This is a genomic window from Paenibacillus jamilae (assembly GCF_050482105.1).
Lineage (GTDB): Bacteria > Bacillota > Bacilli > Paenibacillales > Paenibacillaceae > Paenibacillus > Paenibacillus jamilae_B.
In genome coordinates this window covers 136,856-158,215 of the sequence record NZ_JBCNHI010000009.1, presented here as the reverse complement: position 1 = coordinate 158,215, position 21,360 = coordinate 136,856, and the positions used below count along the sequence as shown (strand labels likewise).

Genomic DNA, 21,360 nt, shown 5'->3' with positions numbered 1-21,360 from the left:
TTTCCCAATTGAAAGCGTTGACAATCGTTCCTTTTCAGGCTATACTTGACGCAATTCCATCATTTTTAGGATTGTTACTGCATAGCAGGCAAAACCTAAGCCCACGAATAAGCGGATTTTGCAGTCTTGTTTATTTGGCGTGCTTCGGTTTTTTTTGTTTGCAAAAAAGTGGATGGAGCATGAGTGGCTCTTGCTGGCATATGGAACGGGGGATCGAGATGAATATAGCAAAGGTCATCAACAACAATGTAATTAGTGTCTACCAGACAGACGGTACAGAACTCGTGGTCATGGGACGGGGGATTGCTTTTAAGAAAAAGCCTGGAGACACAGTAGATGAAACCAGAATTCAGAAGGTATTTGCGCTGAAAAACAAGCAGACATCCGATAACTTCAAAATGCTGCTGCGTGAGGTACCGCTGGATTTGATCGTGATTGTGGAGGAAGTCATTAATGACGCCAAGCATAATCTGAACAGAAAGCTGAACGAAAATATTTATGTTTCTCTGACCGACCATATTAATTTCGCTATTGAAAGATACCGGGAAGGCCTGGAAATTAAAAACGCATTATTGTGGGAAATCAAGCAGCTATACAAAGAAGAATTCGCGATTGGTCTGAGAACGCTAGAACAAATCAAACAAAAGCTCGGTATTGAACTACCTGTGGATGAAGCCGCTTATATTGCCCTTCACATCGTGAATGCTGAAATGAACGAGGAAGTCATTACGACCATGAGTATTACGAAGTTTATCCAGCAAATTATCAATATCGCAAAGTATCATTTTAAGGTTGATTTTGACGAGGATTCTTTGAGTTATTTCCGCTTTATTACGCATCTGAAATTTTTTGCCCAGCGCGTATTTAAGGGAAATCACTATGAAAATAACTATGATCATTTGTATGACATGATTAAGGAAAAGCACAAGGAAGCGGCCGCTTGTACGGAGAAAATCGGAACCTTTGTAAAAAAAGAATACGATCACGAATTGACGAACGAAGAAAAGCTGTATTTGACTGTGCATATTGAACGAGTGGTGAACAGGTAAGCCAAACTCTTTATTCGAAAAAGAATCAAAAATATATCTTTAAATGTTTTTGTTGACAAATATGGCAGATTAAATGTATTATGAGAGCAACAGGAATTTAATAAGTTTTAACTGGGATTGTTACTGGTTATGCAGGCAAAACCTAAGTCATGAAAAATTGCGGGACTCAAGTGCCCACCATTTTTCAAGGCTTAGGTTTTTTGTGTGCCTAAATATGTAAAAAGCCCCTTAGAACATGGAGGTGTCCATCATGAGTTATGAAAAACTAGCTAAAGAAATTGTGCACCTGGTAGGCGGTGAAAAAAATGTAGTATCGCTCGTACACTGCGCCACCCGCCTGCGTTTTGTGCTAAAAGATGATGCGAAAGCAGACAAGGCAAAGCTGGAGAAAACCGATGGAATTATTACGGTCAAGCAGAGCGGTGGCCAGTTCCAGGTTGTGGTCGGCAACAAAGTACCAGAAGTATATAGTGCCATCGGCAAAGTATCCAACATTTTAAATGAAACTGGAAAAGAAGAGAATTCAGCTAAAGGCAAAAAAGGATTTGGCGCTGTCATCGACGTAATTTCCAGCATTTTTGCACCATTGCTCGGAGTTATGGCGGGTTCTGGTATTTTGAAAGGCCTGCTGCTGATTGCGAGCAACCTCGGCTGGTTGGTGCCGAAGGACACGACCTATATAATTTTGTATGCTGCGGCCGACAGCTTGTTTTATTTCCTGCCTCTCTTGTTAGCGGTTACAACGGCACGGAAATTCGGAGGTAACATCTTCGTTGCTCTGACCATTGCCGGAGGGCTGCTTTACCCAACCATTGTCACGCTGAAAACGGAAGGCACGCCTACCGATTTCTTCGGGATTCCCGTCGTGATGATGAGTTATTCGTCTACCGTTATTCCAATTATTTTAGCCGTTATCGTCATGAGTAAGCTGGAAAAATGGTGCAATCGCGTGATTCATGAGAGCGTCAAAAACTTTATTACACCTTTAATTCTACTTGTAGTTATGCTTCCACTGACTCTGATGGTCTTTGGTCCAGTCGGAGTGTATGTGGGCAACGCAATCGCTACCGCACTCGTTGCTGCGTTCAGCTTTAGTCCGCTGCTCGCTGGAGCAATCCTTGGTGCCTGCTGGCAGCTGCTCGTTATTTTCGGTGTTCACTGGGGTCTTATACCTGTATTTATTAATAACATTGCTGTTAACGGCCGGGATGGCATTAAGCCTGCTGCTTCGGCTTCCGTCTTTGCTCAAACCGGCGCAGCGTTTGGCGTCATGCTGAAAACGAAAAATAAAAAGCTGAAAACGCTGGCGGGTTCCGCTACACTTACTGCGTTGTTTGGTATCACAGAACCAGCGGTCTATGGGGTTACGCTGCCGCTGAAACGTCCGTTTATTGCAGGTATAATCGGTGGTGCTATCGGTGGTGCCATTATCGGCCAAGCGGGGACGCAAGCATTCGCCTCCGGCGCACCTGGATTGCTGACCTTGCCGATCTTTTACGGTCCAGGCGGACAAGGCTTCCCGGGATTGATTCTAGGGATTACTGTTTCATTCTTGGTTTCGGCCATCTTGACTTATATTTTAGGTTTCGAAGATCCAGTTGAAGAGGAAGAAACCACTGACCATTCGGCTAAAGAATCGACTTCTACGGTTGCCGTTTCTAATGAAGAGGTATTAAGCCCGATTGAAGGAACGGTGGTCGCTCTGTCGGAGGTTCCCGATCCTGCGTTTGCTTCGGAAGCTATGGGTAAAGGTATCGCCATCCAGCCGACAACAGGCAGAGTCGTAGCTCCGTTCGACGGAACCATTACTGTAGCGTTCAAGAAAAAGCATGCGCTAGCAGTGGTTTCGCATCATGGTGCAGAAGTTCTAATTCACGTCGGAGTAGATACGGTTAAGCTGGACGGTAAGCATTTTACTTCCTATATCAAAGAAGGCGATCAAGTAAAGGCAGGAGATCTGCTACTCGAATTTGATGTAGAGCAGATCAAGGCAGAGGGTTATCCTACGATTACGCCAGTTATCATCACAAATACTTCTGAATATACGGAAATCCTCCCCATCCCTCAAGGGCAGGTAGCGGAGCAGGCACCGTTGTTGAAATTGTCTAGCGCTCCAAATGAGCAAGCAGGCAACGCCTGAATATCTTAAGTAAGGACCAAGCTCTGATGATCCACATTCACGGATCATCAGAGCTTTTTTGTCGTCTTATGATGTAGCGAATACGTCTATTTGTAATTGACAATATGTCAATTAAATTAGCTTGTACGGTTGTGAAAACTAATCTATAATTTTTTGTAATTATGCAAATTTTCTGAAAACACAGACTAGATGAATTGATGGATCAGGGGGAAATGCAAGGAATGTTAGAGAAGTGGGCAGAGGCAGTAAATGGCGTCATTTGGAGCAATCCAGTGGTATATGTCTGTTTGGGCGTGGGGCTATTATTTTCGATCATGACTCGATTTTTACAAATCAGGCATTTCAAAGAGATGATTCGCCTCGTCTTTAAAGGAAAAAGCTCAGAGGCAGGCGTTTCTTCTTTTCAAGCCTTTACGATGGCGCTATCGGGACGTGTAGGGACGGGGAACATTGCTGGGATTGCATTGGCAGTCGGTATGGGGGGGCCTGGGGCGATATTTTGGATGTGGGTCATGGCCTTTATCGGGTCGGCCACTGCGTTTGTTGAATCTACACTGGCTCAGGTATATAAGGTAAAGCGTGATGGTCAGTACCGAGGCGGCCCGGCTTTTTATATTGAAAAAGGAACAGGCTTAAAATGGTTTGCCATTATTTTTGCGGTAGTAGCGTTGGTCGCTATGTGTTTGTTGATGCCGGGAACTCAATCGAACTCCATCGCCGTAGCCTTTCATAGTTCGTTTGGTATGGATATGAAGGTTTCTGGGATATTAGTAGTCGTGTTGCTGGCGCTTATCATTTTTGGCGGTGTAAAAAGAATTGCCAATGTGGCTCAGGTTGTCATACCGTTTATGGCACTGGGCTACATCCTTGTCTCTTTCTATATTATGATAACGAACATTACTGCGCTTCCCGAGGTATTTGCCCTGATCTTTCGCAGTGCTTTTGGTGTAGATTCAGTGTTCGGCGGTATAGCAGGGACAGCCATTGCTTGGGGTGTAAAACGAGGCATTTATTCTAATGAAGCGGGACAAGGCTCTGGTGCACATCCAGCCGCCGCCGCAGAAGTGTCCCATCCGGCAAAACAGGGGCTCGTTCAGGCCTTTTCCGTATATGTAGATACTTTTTTAGTCTGTACGTCTACGGCTTTTATGGTTTTGTTTACAGGTATGTACAACGTGAAGGGACCAGATGGGGGTTATATTGTGCAGCATCTCCCGGGTGTTGAAGAAGGAACCCAATATACACAGGCTGCTATTGAATCGGTATTCCCGGGTTTTGGCTCGAGTCTCTTGTCCATAACCTTGTTCTTTTTCGCATTTACCACCATTATTGCGTATTATTACATCGCTGAAACGAATATGGCTTACCTGGTTGCCGACCGTAAAGCCAAATGGCCTATGTTCCTGTTAAAGTTGGTGATTCTGGGCTCGACGTTTTATGGAACGGTCGTCAAAGAATCGGCCTTGGCGTGGACACTAGGGGATATGGGCGTCGGTATTATGCTTTGGGTCAATCTGATTGCTATGATCCTCCTGGCCAAGCCTGCGCTTCTCGTGCTCAAGGATTACGAGCAGCAGCGGGGGCAAGGGCTAGACCCGGTATTTGATCCGAAACAGGCGGGAATTTCAAATGCAGATTATTGGTCACGGGAATATCAGCTTTCTTCAGATGAGTTGACGATCACGGTTAAACCGGATAAGCTTCAAGCCTAAATAAGATAGATTACTACATTTAAAGATGGCTCCTTGTGGAGTCATCTTTTTTTCGTTATCTTGCCTTTACATTCCAAGAGGGGTACATATGTTCACAATTTAGTTTATAATTTAGGTGCGAGGAAGGGTATGTTGCACAAGAGAGGGGATTAACATGAGCACATCCGATTTATGCATAACAGATGAGAAGTGGAGAGCTATTGTAGAAAACGACAAGTCTTATGACGGGGTATTTTTGTATGCTGTGAAGACAACGAAAATATTTTGTCGCCCCTCCTGCAAATCCCGCCCTCCTAAAAGAGAGAACATTCGTTTATTCATATCAGCAGAGCAAGCTTTGGCTGAGCATTTTCGTCCATGCAAAAGATGTAAACCGACAGGACAACGATTGCCTGATCATGACTGGATCGCAGGAGTTACAGAATACGTAGATTCGAATTATATGAAGGACTTGACATTGCACGTCCTGGCAGAGATCAGTCATGGAAGTCCGTATCATTTACATCGTACCTTCAAGCGAATCATGCATGTAACTCCGATGGAATATATACAGCGTACGAGGTTGAAACAAGCGAAGAAGCTGCTTATTTGCTCGCATCAATCTGTAGCGGAAGTGGGGGAGAACGTAGGTCTGACCAATACACCTTACTTCATTACGTTATTTAAAAAGAATACAGGCTACACCCCGCTCCAGTACCGCCAACTCGAATCCATAGCAACTCAAAAAGGAGATACACAGCATGGTATATCAAATGAATAAAACGATCTATTGGTCATTATTGGCACATGAGGATTGGAATTTATACATTGCAGCTACATCGGAAGGATTATGTTATGTTGGTTCGCTTAATCAAACTGTTGAGGAATTGATTGTATGGGCAGGAAGTCGATTTCCCGGCAGTCCTTTAGTTGAAGAGGATACCATTTTACAGCTCTATGCCAAGGAGTTGATTGAATATTTCCAAGGGGAGCGCACACATTTTACATTCCCCTTTGACTTTCATGGAACTGCATTTCAAATGGCTGTATGGAACGCGCTGCGTAATATTCCGTATGGGGAGACACAATCCTATTCAGACATTGCCAACGTGATTCAAAAACCGAACTCTGTTCGTGCGGTAGGTACCGCTATCGGTGCTAATCCGATTTTGGTCACCATCCCTTGTCACCGGGTCATTGGTAAGAATGGAGCTTTAACTGGGTATCGTGGAGGTCTGGACATGAAGGTGAAGCTTTTGCAGCTTGAAAAGAATCGCACACACAAACCAATATAGTAGTGAGGTCAGGTATGAAAAATGAGTATTACAAATCCCCCAAGACTCTTTTGAATAAAGGGACCGGCTTCTTGTCAGGGTATACACACTCGTTGAACCCGTATACCGGCTGTACCTTTGGGTGCTCGTATTGTTATGTACGCCAATTGCCAGTCTCTACGTTTCGGAAGGAAGCTTGGGGAACATGGGTTGATATTAAGAAAGAGGCGGCAGATATTCTTCGCAAGGAGCTTCGCAGGGCCAAATCCAAGGGTAAAGTCACGATTTTTATGTCGTCAAGCACAGATCCTTACCAGCCGGCCGAGTACAAAGAAGAGGTGACCCGATCTCTGCTAGAAGTGATGGTGGAAGATCCGCCGGATTTTCTCTTTGTACAGACGCGTAGTCCGCTTGTACGACGGGATATTGATTTATTGCTTCAATTGAAAGAACGTGTACGTGTGAGCATCACGGTAGAAACAGACCGCGAGGATATACGCAAACATTTCACCCCGGAAGCACCTCCCATTCAGGCTCGTCTCCAAACGCTGCAACTTTTAAAAGAGGCAGGTGTACCGACGCAAGCTACCATTGCTCCGATGCTGCCAAGCAGTGAGCATTTTGCAGACAAGCTCATGCCTTTGGTCAACCGCGTCTGTATAGATGATTATTTTATGGGAGACGGCAGCGGGGGAAGGCGGACGCGTAGCTTGAAAATGGGTGCGCTGTACGAGTTATTGGGGCTGGAAGAATGGTATCACCCTGCTGCATATAAGGTGGTTTATGAGCGTTTTCTTCAAGTCTTTCCGAAAGAACAGCTCTATGTGAGCAAAGAAGGATTCGAACCCTGATATGTAAGCAACTATGCCATTAAATGAAGAGTTCACCTTACAAGGGGGCGGAAGAAGCAATGGAAATGGTAATGACCAAAAACTTTGACTATGGTGAAAAGGAAATCAACTACCTGAAGACGGTAGATACTGTACTTGGTACAGCTATAACGCAAATGGGCAAGGTAGAACGCGTAATCATCCCCGACCTGTTTGCAGCGCTTGTTCATGCGATTGTGGGGCAGCTTATTTCCGCCAAGGCGGTTCAGACCATATGGACAAGGATGCAACAGAAATTAGGAGCGATCACTCCACAAAACATAGCCGTTCAGACAGCTCAGGACATTCAAAACTGTGGCATCACCATGAAAAAGGCAGCATGTATCCTGAATATAGCCCAAACGATTGAGCAGGGAGCGTTGGATTTACAGGAGTTGTATGAGCTTTCCGATACACAGGTGATCCAGAAATTATCCTCGCTGCAAGGGATAGGGCCTTGGACGGCTGAAATGATGCTGATTAATTGCATGGAACGTCCAGACGTCGTCAGTTGGGGCGATATGGCTATTCGGCGGGGAATGATGAAGCTGTACCATTTAGATACATTGACCAAACAGCAATTTGAGGAATATCGCCGGGTTTATTCACCCTATGGTTCAGTGGCCTCCATTTATTTGTGGAGCATTTCATTTCGTTAACAAACAGGGAGTGGAAAATATGGAGAAGACCATCAGAGAACAGATATTGTCACATGTGGATACAGATTTTCAGAAATTTACAGCTGCATTGCTTCCAACGATTAATAATGTGCTGGGTGTGCGTCTGCCAGTGCTGCGTAAGCTGGCTCAAAATATTGCCAAAGGAGATTGGCGTCTCTATCTGGAGACCGCTGAAAGTGAACACTTTGAAGAAGTGATGCTGCAAGGTATGGTAATTGGTTCTGTAAAAGCAGATATTGAGGAAGTTTTGAGTTATACCGCCAAGTTTGTTCCTAAAATTGATAATTGGTCCGTATGTGACAGTTTCTGTGCCGGATTGAAAGTTACGAAGCAACATAAAGAAAGAGTATGGGATTTTATTCAGCCCTATCTGTTTTCTAAGAAAGAATATGAGATTCGGTTTGGGGTGGTTATGCTGCTGAATTTTTATATTGAGGAACAGTATATTAACCGGGTGCTTGCTTTGCTAGATCAGACCCATCGGGAAGATTATTATGTACAAATGGCGGTAGCATGGGCGATATCTATCTGTTATATCAAGCTGCCCGAGGTAACAACGGCGTATTTAAGTCATAATACATTAGACGATTTTACTTTCAATAAAGCTCTGCAAAAAATCACAGAATCATACCGGGTGGATCAGGCCACAAAAACAACCATTCGTAGTATGAAGCGAAAAAGAAAATAGGAGGAGTCCCCGCCTGTAAGTGTTATACTGAAAAAAACATCCGTGTATAAGACCGACAGGAGGGGAGTCTGTGAATTCGATCCCGCTGGGAGTGCTTGTTGTAGATGATGAAGCTAGACAGCGTCGTGGGTTGGCTGCCATGGTCCGGGATTTACGTCCAGAATACGAGGTATGGGAAGCCAAGAACGGAAAAGATGCTTTGACCATTTCGTTATCCCAACCGATCCAGATCGTTTTTACAGATATTCAAATGCCGATTATGAATGGAATTGAATATCTTCAACAATTGAGAACATCGGGTCAGCATGAGACCAAAGTTATTTTAGTGACAGTCTACCAGGAGTTTAGCTATGCACAGCAGGCGGTACGGTACGGAGCGAATGATTATTTGGTGAAACCGGTGCAATCACAGCAGCTTGTTGAAGTGATTCAACAAATGGAGAAGATCATTGTAGAAGAGCAGGGAGCACTCGGTGAAAATCGAACAGCGCTAAATCAGATCGAGCAGAGTATGCCTGCCTTTGTGGAGCATTTGTTTAGCAGATGCGTGACAGACAAGTTACAGCCTAACGAGAAAAGCTTATTAAAGAGTCACTTTGGATGGCAGGGGGTAGGAGAGGTCCTCGCATTAGGGGCATCTGCATCCCGCCCGGAGGATATATATGCGTGGAATTCTAAGCTACGAAACACGGTGGTTGAAATATTGCGGCCGTGGGCAGCTTCTGTCGTGTTCCCTCTTGAAACTGATAAAGACCACGTGATCGCTGTGGTGAATTGGAGGGATAGGGCTGAAGGCAGAGAGGCCAAAAGCACACTTCAAGCTGGACTGAAAAAGGTGGAGCAGCAGCAAGCTATCCCTATTTGGTTTGCTTGGGGTCAGCCTTTTGGTTTTGATGAAATGCAATTAAGCCAATCTCACGAAAAGGCCGCACGCCTTATCTCCATGCGTTTTTATACGCCTCATATCAGATGTCTGAACCTTGTCGTTTCAGACGATGAACAGCCGGTACAGGAAGTGAGCACTCACGAACAAATGGTTTTTCTGAAATCCATTGAAAGCGCTATCTCCAATGGAGAACTTAATCAGCTATTGGACGAGGTGCACCATTTCATTGGACGAATGACACAAGGGTATCCCCCACCTGATGCACTTAAAGCTAAATTGACACACCTGCTGCTGGTTCGTTTACCACGGTTAAATATAGGGTGGAGTGAGGAAGTCTTCTCACGTTACTCGGAACAGTTGAACCGAGCTGTCGAAGAGACCCCATGTCTTTCGCATCTTGAAGATTGTATTACAGCATGGTTAAAAGGGCTGATTCTTGAGCTTGACGGCAGCTCCAAAGGTGAATCCATTATGAAAAAATGCAAGGAATTTCTGGATGCACATCTACATGAAGACCTAAGTCTGGAGATTGTCGCCCGGCGCTTTCACTATAATGCGTCCTATTTTAGCATTCTGTTCAAAAACTATTTTGGGCTTTCGTTCACGGAATATATGGTGAAGCTGAGAATGCAAAAGGCTCAGCACTTACTGCTGCATACAGATGCCAAGGTCGTAGAAATTAGTAGACAGGTTGGTTATAAAGATATCAAGTACTTCTTTAAAGTGTTCAAAAAAAACGTAATGCACACACCCGAGGAGTTTCGCAGGAAATTCATTTAATCGTTAGGTGAAAGGAAGATACAATGCGCCAAGTCAAATATATATATCAAAAATTTTTGGACAGTAGCTTTCGTACGAAGTTGATGCTGTCCTATTTTTTGTTGTCTGGTTTTATCGTTTTGATCCTGGGCTTTGTCTACTTCGAAACCAGTGCGCGGAATATTACTGCAAACGTAACAGATAGCGTTACAAGTGTATTGCGTAGTAATAACCAGCTGCTGGATAACAAGTTGATAGCTATTCAAAAAACTGTGGATATGATTCCAATTGATCATGATCTTTTACAGACCATTACAGACGTGGATACTACGGATTCTTCATCGCTTTTACGAGCTGATCGGAGCATTACGAAAATTTTGTACAGATACTTTGGCAATATGGAGGAAGTGTACGCTTCTCAGATTATGACGCAAAAGTATGCATACGGAAGTACAGAGCGCATGTATATTCCCGTTCTGCCGTTCTATTCTTCTCCTTTGGCGACAACGGCGGTACAAGCCGAGGGGGCTACCAGGTGGATTCCTGCCTATTCGTATGCCGACACCTTTCATCAGCAGGATTTAAAACAAGGTTCCTATGATTTTAGTTCTTTATTTGCTGTGGTGAAGCAGCTTCATTTGACCGCATTAGATGATGTTGGAACCTTCCATACGCTTCCTGAAGGAAGGGAAAAGCCTATACTTATATTGAATTTCCGGCCTGATTTGTTAAAGGACGGTTTTGAAGATTATGCAGCCCGCAGCGGATTTGCACATCTATCCTACGGTATGATTCACGATAACAACGGGATAGTCATGAGCTCAGATCGACAGCAAAAAGCGGGGGAGCCCGTGGCGGATTGGCTAAAGAATGCCATTACTTCGGAACAAGGGACAAAAATGGTAAACGTGAAGGGGCAAAGTATACTACTGGTTTACGAAGCGATGAAGACAACGGGCTGGGTATCATATATAGCCATTCCCATGGAAGATGTACTGGGGCATTTGTCTACGATTCGTACCTACACCTTGTTCTTTTTAGGCTTTATGATGCTCATTGCTGTCATCCTTGCTTATTTGCTGTCGGTATACATCAGTAAGCCCATCACGGATATGAAACAGGCAATGAAGGTAATGGAGAAGGGACATTTTGATATTCGAATTCCTGAACGCGGCTATGATGAATTGGGGGACCTGGTGATCCGATTTAATCAAATGAATGAGAAAATTAAAGATTTGATCGAAGAAAATTACAAATCACGTCTGCGAGCCAAAGAGTCGGAATTAATGGCACTTAATTTACAGCTTAACCCCCACTTTTTGTATAACACCTTAACGACAATGTATTGGATCGCACTAGAACATAAACAACAGGAATTGGGCCGATTGATCATTAGTCTGGCGGAAATGCTGCAAATTACGACTCGAAACAAAAACGAGACCTGGAGCCTGGAAACCGATCTGAATTGGCTGGAAAAATACATTTATATTATGCAAAATCGCTTTGAGAACAAGTTCACAGTGGAGTATGATATTGATCCCATTTTACTTCAGATGGAGGTTCCCAAACTCTTCTTGCAGCCTTTTGTGGAGAATTCAATTATTCACGGATTCGCCGAAATGGAATCAGGTGGTCGGATTAAGATCACAGCCTGGGTCGAAAAGCAATTGGTGTGTTTTAAAGTCGAGGATAATGGATTAGGAATTCAAGAAGATCATATACGCCGCATTCAAGCTGGAGAAATCCGGTCAACGGGCATTAAAAATGTAGACAGAAGAGTACGGCTGTTATATGGGATGGAATATGGGGTTGCGCTCCACTCACCAGAAGATAAAGGGACATTTGTCCTGATCCGAATCGGAGAAATGCATAGATCTAATCAAATGACACCAATCCAATGAGAGTACGACTATTAAAAATGTAAGCGTTTGCTAGAATAAATTTAGTGACGAAGCAACAAACGAAAAGATAAAAAAATAAACGGTTTGGGGGCGTTACTCATGTTAAAACGAAAGTTATGGATCGTCTGCATGTGCTTGGTCGTTGGACTGATGTCAGCCTGTAGTTCAAATGAGAGCAGCAGTAAGCCGGTAGATTTACAAGGGCACGAGCAAGTGACACTGACCTATGCCAGTTGGGGGAGCACCAATGAGAAGAAGGTTCAACAGGAGATTGCCAAAAAATTCACAGACAAATATCCGTGGATCAAAATCAACTATATGCACATCCCCGGGGATTACGTCACCAAATTAACGACGATGTTTGCCGCCAATCAGGCACCAGATGTATTTCCTATTTATAAAGCACAGGCTCTGCAATGGGCTGAACAAGGCAAACTATATAATTTAAATGAATTTTTGAAGGAGGATAAGGAGCTAACGAAGGAGAGTCTCATTCCTAATTCAGTCATCTATTGGGATAAGGATAAAGTGGCAGGGATCAAGGTGACTGAGGAAGCCTTTGCGCTTTATTACAACAAGGATTTGTTTGATGAGGCTGGTGTTGCCTTGCCGCCAGTCAAAGCTGAAGAGGCTTGGACATGGGAACAGTTCTTAGAGACAGCACAAAAGCTCACCATCGATAAAGCGGGAAATAATGCGCTCAGCCCTAATTTCGATGCAAGTAACATCAAACAGTATGGAGTTCGGTTTGACACATGGATATGGCATCTGCTAGTTCCTTCCAACAACGCAAGCGTTATTTCAGACAAAGGGGACTCGCTTAATCTTGAAAACCCTGATGTGATTGAAGCCGTGCAAAAGATGGCGGATCTGATCAACAAGTATCATGTGGCGCCGTCACCCACGCAGTCCAAAAATATCCCTTCTCCGGCCGTAGCATTGCAAAGCAAACGTGTAGCAATGGATCTGGATGGGCAGTGGGTCCAATTGGATCTTGGAGAATCAAAGGTGAATTTTGGTGTGGGCGTATTACCCAAACTGAAAAGCAGCAAAACGATCTTGTTTGGCGAACCGGAAGTGATCTCTGCCAAAACCAAACATCCGAAAGAAGCATGGATGTTTTATAAATTCTTGCTGGATGCTGAAAGCGGGCTTGACATGCATTCCAGCGGATTGTGGATGCCTGTCATGAAAAAGTGGTACACCGAACCAGACTTGATTAGCAAATGGGCAGATGTCAAGCCAGGCCATGCTGACGGATATCGTGATGCTGTCATGAACCAAACGCTGCATAACGGTGTCAATTCTTATGACTACTATCTGAAAAATTCGGAAAAAATCAATGCGATTATTAACCCGGCGCTGGATCAAGTATGGCTGGGCAAGAAAACGGTGGAGCAAGCATTTAAGGAGGTTTCCGCCAAGGCGAATGCTGAATTTAGGGGGACATACCCGAAAGAATAAGGTGAAGGCAGTGACAGAAAGTGAGGGATAGAATGCAATCGTTATCTTCGATTCGTAAGAGGGAAAATGGGTTGGGGTGGCTTTTCGCCGCCCCTGCTATTCTCGGCTTTGTCATCTTTGTGCTGGGACCGATGTTCGCTAGTCTCTGGTTCAGTCTTACCGATTACAAGGTTGCTTCACAGGCCCATTTTATTGGTCTGGATAATTACGTCCACTTATTTGATGGTACAGATCAATTTTTTTATAAATCCCTTGGGGTTACGTTTTATTATGTGTTTCTGAGTGTGCCCCTACAAATTATTGTGGCTTTCTTTTTGGCCATATTGCTCAATCAAAAGGTAAAGGGGTTGGCTTTTTTTAGGACCGTTTTTTATCTACCTACGATTGTGCCGCTCATCGCATCGTCTATGATCTGGATGTGGCTGTTTGATCCGGATCTTGGCTTGCTGAATGTGGTGCTGCGCACGCTGCATTTGCCGGAAAGTCAATGGATTTATAGTGAAGGGTCGGTAGTTCCTACACTGGTTTTAATGAGTTTGTGGACCGTTGGGGGGACTATGATTATTTTTTTGGCTGGCCTACAAGACATACCTAGGCACTATTATGAAGCCATTGAAATTGACGGTGGGAACGCTCTTCATAAGCTTGTTTATATTACGATACCGTTGACATCGCCCACTATTTTCTTTAATACGATTATGGGCTTCATCGGTGGATTTCAGGTATTTGTCCAGCCTTACGTCATGACTCAGGGCGGACCTAACAATTCCAGCTTGTTCTACACGTTTTATTTATTCCGCGAGGCATTTACTTTTTCGAATATGGGTTATGCCTGTGCGATTGCATGGGTGCTCTTTATTGTAGTTTTGATCTTCACTGCCTTTCTATTCAAGACAGCCCGAAAATGGGTGTACTACGAAGGCGGGGGGGCATGAGGATGAAAAGCCGTGGTTTGAGTTGGGGCAGGATTTTACTCTATACGGTGCTCATTGTGGGGTCACTTTTTTGCATGTTTCCTTTTTACTGGCTGGTGAGAAGCTCCATGATGGATTTAAGTCAGATTTTTTTAATCCCGCCGAAATGGATTCCGGAGCCATTTGTACTTGAAAATTTTTTGCAGCCGTTTGAAGAGCTATCGTTTGGTCGCTATTTTGTAAATACATTTATCGTCGTAGCAGGTACTTTAGCCGGTGTACTTCTGTCGAGTACTATTTCTGCCTATAGCTTTGCGCGAATGAGATGGAATGGAAGAGATAAGGTATTTGCCGTGTTGTTAAGCAGCATGATGCTGCCGTTTGCGGTCACGCTAATTCCGACTTTTATTGGTTGGCAGGCGTTAGGCATGGTTAATTCGTATGTTCCATTGGTGTTACCTTCGTTTTTTGGTGGAGGCGTTTTTAATATCTTTTTGCTCAGACAATTTTATATGACTCTTCCGCGAGAGCTGGATGAAGCTGTATTTGTGGATGGGGGCAACCATTTTACTATCTTTACTCGCATTATTTTACCTTTGTCCCGGTCCGCGATTTTAGTCATCGGATTGTTTACATTTTTGAACACATGGAATGATTTTATGGGGCCGCTCGTTTATCTTAATGATGAAAGCAAATTTACGTTGGCGATTGGGCTACAGCAGTTTCAGGGAATATATTCAGCGCAATGGGGTGTTCTGATGGCCGCTTCTTTAATTGTCGTGTTGCCGGCTATCATTCTTTTTGCCATAGGACAGAAATATTTTATGGAAGGCATTGCCTTAACGGGGATCAAGGGATAAGAACAGCAGCCAGGTACGCACTTTGCTTTTTTTGGAATTTAATAATAAAATGGAAGTAACTTTCGAAAAGGAGATGACGTGAATTGGCAGAGCAAGTGCGTATTGGCAAAACTGATCTTTATGTAAAACCAATCGGTTTGGGTGCGAATAAGGTAGGAGGACATAATCTTTTTTCCGGTTTGAACGATGAAACGGGCAAAGAAGTCGTTCGCACAGCTTTGGATAACGGCATCAATTTTCTGGATACAGCTTTTATTTATGGGCCTGAGCACTCAGAGCGGTTGATCGGTGAGGTGCTTAAAGAGCGCGGCCAGCGTGAGGAAGCTGTCCTTGCGACCAAGGGGGCACATAAATTTGTAAACGGAGAGGTTGTTTTTGACAACTCGCCTGCTTTTTTACGTGAATCCGTCGAATCCAGTCTGAAAAGATTACAAACAGATTATATTGATCTGTTCTATATCCATTTCCCAGATGAAGCTACGCCGAAGGCAGAAGCAGTCGGAGAATTGAAGAAGCTCAAGGACGAAGGCAAAATTAAAGCTATCGGTGTATCTAACTTTTCCATTGAACAACTTAAGGATGCGAATAGTGACGGCTATGTAGATGTGCTTCAATCCCACTATAATTTGTTTCAACGGGAAGCCGAGAAGGATCTGCTGCCGTATACCAAGGAAAATGGTATTTCATTTGTGCCTTATTTCCCACTAGCTTCGGGACTGTTAGGTGGTAAGTATACGAAAGACATGACCTTCACGGACATCAGAGCGAAGGATCCTTTGTTCCAGGGAGATGCCTTTGCACGTAATCTGGACAAAGTGGAGCAGGTACGTGAGATTGCCAATGCATTGAATGCAGAGATTGCGCATGTGGTGCTTGCATGGTATTTGACCCGCGATTCGATCGATGCCCTCATTCCAGGCGCGAAGGGACCGGAGCAGGTTCTGGCGAATCTGAAAACATTGGACGTTCAGCTGAGTCAGGCCGATATCGAAAAGATTGACCACATTTTCAAATGAGTTTGAGTTGAATCGCAGTTGAAATTATATATGTTTACCCCCAAGAGGAGCTGCCGGACGGGCGGCTTCTTTTTCGTTTATTTGCGGCATATCCTTGTAAAGTAAGCTCATCGCTGCGGGGGGATCAGAATGAATAGAAAACCGCAATGGCACAGCAGACCGAACAGAAGGCGACGTGGTAGACGCAGGATGTGGCTCATTGTGGCATTGGCGCTGCTAGTAGGAATCGTACAAGTGGCTGCTTATGTGGAACAGCATTTGAAGCCACCCATGATGCATCTGGCCAAAGTGCGGGTCAAACAAATGGCGACAGAGGCTATTAATTCAGCAATTACTGCGCAGGTAGAGCAGGGGAAGACTGCTGATAACCTAATTGAATGGAGAACGGATACACAAGGGAGAACCTCTGGATTTGTTCTAAACTATGCGGAGCATATGAAAATTACGTCAGACACGCTCAAAGCAGTCAAGGCCACGATGGATAGCATGAGCCATTTTGATGAAAGTGTTCCGATTGGGCAGGCATTGGGTAGTCCACTGCTGGCAGCTTATGGACCCAAGGTCCCTTTAAAGGTGGAGCCGCATGGAGCAATCAAGGTGGATTTAAATACACGTCAGCAGGATGCAGGCATAAATATGATCTTGGTGGAAGTGTACATTCGGATTACGACAGAGGTTTCTGTGGTTATACCGTTTGAGATGCAACCTCAGATTGTGGAGACGGAAATCCCGGTTTCTTATTTACTGGTGGTGGGCAACGTGCCGATGTACTACTATGACAATCAGGGTAAACCTGTCGGTAAAAATGGTGCAACCGCTCCGCAGCTGGCTCTGCCTTCCCATTCCATAAAGAGCAGCGGCGCTGTAGATTCCAGCATTGAAAGTGTTCCAGAGATACAGGAAGACTCAAATTCTCTCAGCCAGTCCCCAACGCCATAAGGAAGAGGGGCGATGTGAGATACTTAGGAAAAACCAAAGGGACCTATGAGGAGGCCCCTTTGGTTTTTCCTGATTTGAGCGCTTTACGTTCACTCTGTTCCCACTGTCTTAATAACGGATAGGGGTCAAAGGACCAATCTGTCCAGCCATTGTCCCGATATATACCATAGTGCAGATGCGGTGGAAACTTGCCTTGGGTACCCGGTTTTCCATAGCCCGAGCTTCCGACCCAGCCAATCGTCTGACCAGGTGTAACGATGTCTCCGGTGTGGACGGTTTTGTCAAAGCCGGAAAGATGTGCATAGTAGTGATAGCGGTTGTGGAGATCACGAATTCCGATTCGCCAGCCTCCAAAGGGATTCCAGCCCTTCATTTCAACTACACCGTAGCAGGTACTGCGAACCGGAACTCCGTATCCAGCAAACAGATCAGTTCCTTCATGTATACGATAGCCGCCCCAGCTGCGACGGCTTCCCCAAGTGCTGCGGTAGCTGTAAATGCTGCTTAGAGGTAGCGGAAAAGCTTGGCTGACCAGATCGAGCTTGCCATATGTCTGATACAGCTTGGCAAACTGCTGTATTCTTTGAACCGCACGACTGTTATGGTAATATTCCCACACGGCAATCCCAAATTCATCCCCGTTATTTCCATACTTTCCGAGATAAGAAGCGATGCTGAACAGTAAATCCTTGTCATTATTGCGGTCAGCAATTCCATCGCCTGACCCGTCTTGTCCTAGCCCGGAAAAAAGTTCAATGGAACGGGGATTTTGATCCTCTGAATCAGGGTTCAACAGGCCGGACCATATTGGTCCTGTCACATAAATACCTATGATCCGTTCCGCATGCTTGCGATCCTTGGGATGAGCCACCGTAAGTGTGCGTTCATACTGGTCGATGGCAGCCAATCTGTACCAAGGGACTCCTGTCAGGGCTTCGATGGAGTGATATAAGGCAAGTCTAGAGGTATACAATGAAGACGAAGCATGTGAAGCATCTGCATTTGCTGTCATGTTATTTCCGGCTGACGAGGACTTTGTGTGCTCGGCAAAGGCATGAGCAGGAAGCGGACAGGCCGTTGTCAGTGTAGTAGCGCACAACAGCAGCGATAACAGACGAACAGCGCGGACTGCCCGCGTAGGGTAAGACACGTGAACCGACCTCCTATAACAGGCTTTAACGCCTGGTAAATTCTTGGCCCGTATCAAAGCGTAATTAGGGCGCTTTTGATTAGATTGAGCCATATCCGCCGCTTTTATCCATCTCAAGAGTTTACTTTTTCCGGCATCAATGTCATATCAAAAAGGGAACAATGAATGGAGGTTTTTCCATGGCTTTCATGCTATAATGTATGGCAATGACAGCTTAAGCTTATCAGAAAGAAGGTCTATGCCATTGTCTAAAAAAGTGAAGGAAGCTAAGCCCGACTGGATTCGTATTAAACTTACGACAGGCGATAACTATCAGGAAATCAAGAGCATGATGCGTTCCAAGACATTACATACCGTATGTGAGGAGGCACGGTGCCCTAATATATATGAATGCTGGGCCAACAGGACAGCTACATTTATGATTTTGGGTGATATTTGTACGCGTGCGTGTCGTTTTTGCGCAGTAAATACGGGAATGCCTACGGAACTGGACTTGCAGGAGCCTGAACGGGTCGCGGAAGCAGCTGAGAACATGAATTTAAAACACTGTGTCGTAACCAGTGTGGCCCGCGATGATTTGAAAGACGGGGGCGCTACAATATTTGCAGAAACGGTTCGTGCGATTCGCCGCCGATTGCCTTTTTGCAGTGTAGAAGTATTGATTCCCGACTTTATGGGCGACGTGGAGTCGCTACGAATCGTCATGGATGCCAAGCCAGATATTCTGAATCATAATATTGAAACGGTGGAACGCATGTCCGACAAGGTTCGGGCTAAAGCGAAATACCATCGCTCTCTCGAATTGCTTCAACGTGCAAAGCAATTAAATCCGGCGATCCCAACGAAATCAAGCATCATGTTAGGTGTCGGAGAAGAGTGGGACGAGATCTTACAAACCATGGATGATCTGCGTAAAGTCGATTGTGATATTATGACAATTGGTCAATACTTGCAGCCGTCCGAGAAACATTTATACGTGCAAAAATATTATCCACCGGAAGATTTTGCGAAGTTAAAGGAAGAGGGATTACAGCGAGGATTCAGCCACGTCGAATCCGGTCCGATGGTCCGCAGCTCCTACCAAGCGCATGAGCAGGTGAAGTCGGCTGCTCAGCATAAGGAAGAAAGCGCCCTTTCGCAGGTTTGATCCGGGAAAGGCGGTCAGAATAGCTTGTTTCAAATCGGTGGTAAAAACTATGAAGTGTTGCAGGATCACAAGAACGGGTGGAATCCCGAAGCCTTTCGTGATCGATATAGTGAAGTGTTGGATCGCTATGATTACATTATTGGCGATTGGGGTTACAATCAGCTACGTTTGAAGGGGTTTTATCGAGAGGGGCACCCCAAAGCCAATAAGGATACATCCATTGTGGTATTGGACGATTATATTAATGAATACTGCAATTTTGGCTGTGCCTATTTTGTGCTGCAAAAAAGCCGTGAAGTGGAAAATAAGAATGGCACCAATGATGACTTCGTTCCTCCCGACATTCAGCAGTTGGTAGATGCTCAAAGGGAACAGGCGGAAATGTCAGAATCCCAAGAGCGCCAAGAAGGATCGCAACCTACAACTGGACAACCGGAATGGCCACAACCACAGCAGGATTCCACAGCTACAGAGGAGTCACGAGTGGAGCAGTCTTCAGAAGCTCGTGAACCGCGCGAGCTGCAACGTAGGGAACCGAAGGATGTTCAGGAAGTACGTGAACGACAGCCTCGTGAAGCTCGCGAAAGTCGTCCATCCAGAGAAGGGCGTGAAGGAAATCGGCAGCGTGAAGCACGTGATTCGCGCCAGCCAAGGGAACCGCGTGAAGCAAAGGATGGACGAAATCCGGGGGAAGGGCAGCAAGCCCGGGAACCACGTAGGCAGCGCAATCAGCAAGGGAATTTCGATAAAAAGGAATCGCGTGGACCACGCAATGATCGCCAACCAAAGGAAAATCGGGAGGGACGGCAAGTTCGTATCTCACGTGAATCCGAGGGGCAGCGTCAGACGCAGCCGCCAGCCAAAGTCGAAAGAACTGAAGGTAGCAAAAAAAATAAAACATTCACATCTCCACAACAAAACGGTTCCTGAATTTTCAGGAGCCGTTTTGTTTGTAAGTCGTTCACAGCTGCCAATGCTATGACCAACTTTTTGTACATTTTAAAATGGAGCTAATCCCCCTCCTGACAAATTAAAAAAAGAGCCAGAATTCGGCTCTTTTACAGATTCTAATTGAGGAAAGCGTTGCGTACCCGATCCCAAAATGGAAAAGGACGGTAACGAGCGAAGCTGATCTTCTGACTTGCAACCTGACATCGAACAGAGATTAAGTCATCCACAGGAAAGTTCAGGTGATCTACTGTCAGTAAAAGACGCTGGTCTTTCCGTGAAAAAATATCACAATGATGATGTTTGGGCAATAGCAGTGGTGATCCCAGTGTCCGATATACACGGTTATTAATGGAGGCGATCTCAGTCAATTGCAATGCTTCAATGGTAGGGTGAACCATTGCTCCGCCAAGTGCCTTATTATAGGCAGTCGTTCCTGATGGTGTAGAGACACATATGCCATCACCACGGAACATTTCAAAGGTGATATCGTTAATATCTACTTGGGCAACGACTGTGCCATCTACCCCTTTTAACGTAAACTCATTTAAGGCAATAAAAGAAGCATTGCCTGACTTCTTGTGAATTTCCAACTCAATTAGTGGATATTTCACGATTCTCGGGTTAAGCGGTCCCTCAGAACCGTTTTGGCTCATCAGGTGGATTAGTTCCTCCAGCTCGTCCGCACGCCAATCCGCGTAAAAGCCCAGATGACCGGTATGTACACCAACAAAGGCAATATCCGGAATGCGGTCAATAAAGGTATGGAACGCATGAAGCATCGTACCATCGCCTCCAATAGACACGACGATTTCCGGCGACTCGGCATCCAGCTTGAAATTCTTTTCTTGGGCAAGACGGTGAAATTGCTGACTCAAGTCCATGGAGTGCTGATCCCCGCGATCCAGAACATAATATCTCAAGATGAAAAGCTCCTTTGTCATGGGTATATATCGATCATAATCAATTATGAGCAAGAACACAA

Annotated in this window: 19 protein-coding genes; 17 read left to right on the top strand and 2 right to left on the bottom strand. The window is 45.0% G+C overall.

Features of this window, described 5'->3' with window-relative positions:
* The first annotated feature begins 218 nt into the window (after positions 1 to 218).
* The 15 genes from licT (at position 219) to yunB (ending at position 17,130) form a co-directional block, all read left to right on the top strand.
* The gene (gene licT / locus ABEW32_RS06020; protein ID WP_430185647.1) at positions 219 to 1,049 is read left to right on the top strand and encodes a BglG family transcription antiterminator LicT; all 831 of its coding nucleotides are present in this window, start codon (positions 219 to 221) and stop codon (positions 1,047 to 1,049) included.
* 250 nt (positions 1,050 to 1,299) lie between these two features.
* Positions 1,300 to 3,189 carry a beta-glucoside-specific PTS transporter subunit IIABC gene (locus tag ABEW32_RS06015; RefSeq protein ID WP_430185645.1) on the top strand — a complete coding sequence of 630 codons (1,890 nt, stop codon included), beginning with the start codon at positions 1,300 to 1,302 and terminating at the stop codon, positions 3,187 to 3,189.
* Between the two features lie 221 nt (positions 3,190 to 3,410).
* Positions 3,411 to 4,901, top strand: coding sequence for an alanine/glycine:cation symporter family protein (locus ABEW32_RS06010; protein ID WP_430185643.1), 1,491 nt, complete (start codon positions 3,411 to 3,413; stop codon positions 4,899 to 4,901).
* 154 nt (positions 4,902 to 5,055) lie between these two features.
* Entirely contained in the window at positions 5,056 to 5,661 is a 606-nt protein-coding gene (locus ABEW32_RS06005; RefSeq protein WP_430185641.1) for a bifunctional transcriptional activator/DNA repair enzyme AdaA, read from the top strand.
* Positions 5,642 to 6,175: a methylated-DNA--[protein]-cysteine S-methyltransferase gene (locus ABEW32_RS06000; protein WP_430185639.1), complete on the top strand. Its 534-nt coding sequence runs from the start codon at positions 5,642 to 5,644 to the stop codon at positions 6,173 to 6,175. The genes ABEW32_RS06005 and ABEW32_RS06000 overlap by 20 nt, the downstream gene beginning before the upstream one ends.
* A 14-nt stretch (positions 6,176 to 6,189) precedes the next feature.
* Entirely contained in the window at positions 6,190 to 7,005 is an 816-nt protein-coding gene (locus ABEW32_RS05995; protein ID WP_430185637.1) for an SPL family radical SAM protein, read from the top strand.
* A gap of 59 nt (positions 7,006 to 7,064) precedes the next feature.
* The gene (locus tag ABEW32_RS05990) at positions 7,065 to 7,682 is read left to right on the top strand and encodes a DNA-3-methyladenine glycosylase family protein (protein WP_430185635.1); all 618 of its coding nucleotides are present in this window, start codon (positions 7,065 to 7,067) and stop codon (positions 7,680 to 7,682) included.
* Positions 7,683 to 7,701: 19 nt separating this feature from the next.
* Positions 7,702 to 8,391 carry a DNA alkylation repair protein gene (locus ABEW32_RS05985; RefSeq protein ID WP_430185633.1) on the top strand — a complete coding sequence of 230 codons (690 nt, stop codon included), beginning with the start codon at positions 7,702 to 7,704 and terminating at the stop codon, positions 8,389 to 8,391.
* A 70-nt stretch (positions 8,392 to 8,461) separates the two neighbouring features.
* Positions 8,462 to 10,057, top strand: a complete 1,596-nt coding sequence (locus ABEW32_RS05980) for a response regulator transcription factor (protein WP_430185631.1) — start codon at positions 8,462 to 8,464, stop codon at positions 10,055 to 10,057.
* A 23-nt stretch (positions 10,058 to 10,080) separates the two neighbouring features.
* Entirely contained in the window at positions 10,081 to 11,937 is a 1,857-nt protein-coding gene (locus ABEW32_RS05975; RefSeq protein WP_430185628.1) for a sensor histidine kinase, read from the top strand.
* A gap of 99 nt (positions 11,938 to 12,036) precedes the next feature.
* Entirely contained in the window at positions 12,037 to 13,401 is a 1,365-nt protein-coding gene (locus ABEW32_RS05970) for an ABC transporter substrate-binding protein (protein WP_430185625.1), read from the top strand.
* A gap of 32 nt (positions 13,402 to 13,433) precedes the next feature.
* The gene (locus tag ABEW32_RS05965; RefSeq protein ID WP_430185622.1) at positions 13,434 to 14,336 is read left to right on the top strand and encodes a carbohydrate ABC transporter permease; all 903 of its coding nucleotides are present in this window, start codon (positions 13,434 to 13,436) and stop codon (positions 14,334 to 14,336) included.
* Positions 14,337 to 14,338: 2 nt separating this feature from the next.
* Positions 14,339 to 15,175: a carbohydrate ABC transporter permease gene (locus tag ABEW32_RS05960; protein ID WP_430185619.1), complete on the top strand. Its 837-nt coding sequence runs from the start codon at positions 14,339 to 14,341 to the stop codon at positions 15,173 to 15,175.
* Positions 15,176 to 15,258: 83 nt separating this feature from the next.
* Positions 15,259 to 16,191 (top strand): aldo/keto reductase, encoded by a 933-nt coding sequence (locus tag ABEW32_RS05955; protein WP_430185617.1) that lies wholly within the window; start codon positions 15,259 to 15,261, stop codon positions 16,189 to 16,191.
* Between the two features lie 189 nt (positions 16,192 to 16,380).
* A complete protein-coding gene (yunB, locus tag ABEW32_RS05950; RefSeq protein ID WP_430185742.1) occupies positions 16,381 to 17,130 on the top strand; it encodes a sporulation protein YunB in 750 nt (249 codons plus the stop codon).
* Positions 17,131 to 17,173: 43 nt separating this feature from the next.
* Here the strand turns inward: yunB and ABEW32_RS05945 are convergent, their stop codons facing one another.
* Complete coding sequence (locus tag ABEW32_RS05945; protein WP_430185615.1) at positions 17,174 to 18,280, bottom strand: M23 family metallopeptidase; 1,107 nt, start codon at positions 18,278 to 18,280, stop codon at positions 17,174 to 17,176.
* A 244-nt stretch (positions 18,281 to 18,524) separates the two neighbouring features.
* Here ABEW32_RS05945 and lipA point away from each other — a divergent pair, with 244 nt between their 5' ends.
* The gene (lipA, locus tag ABEW32_RS05940; RefSeq protein WP_430185612.1) at positions 18,525 to 19,427 is read left to right on the top strand and encodes a lipoyl synthase; all 903 of its coding nucleotides are present in this window, start codon (positions 18,525 to 18,527) and stop codon (positions 19,425 to 19,427) included.
* A gap of 24 nt (positions 19,428 to 19,451) precedes the next feature.
* On the top strand, positions 19,452 to 20,357 hold the full coding sequence (locus ABEW32_RS05935; RefSeq protein ID WP_430185610.1) for a YutD family protein: 906 nt from the start codon (positions 19,452 to 19,454) through the stop codon (positions 20,355 to 20,357).
* Between the two features lie 137 nt (positions 20,358 to 20,494).
* On the opposite strand, the gene ABEW32_RS05930 is transcribed toward ABEW32_RS05935, so the two are convergent.
* Complete coding sequence (locus ABEW32_RS05930) at positions 20,495 to 21,298, bottom strand: NAD kinase (RefSeq protein ID WP_430185608.1); 804 nt, start codon at positions 21,296 to 21,298, stop codon at positions 20,495 to 20,497.
* Positions 21,299 to 21,360: the final 62 nt, after the last annotated feature.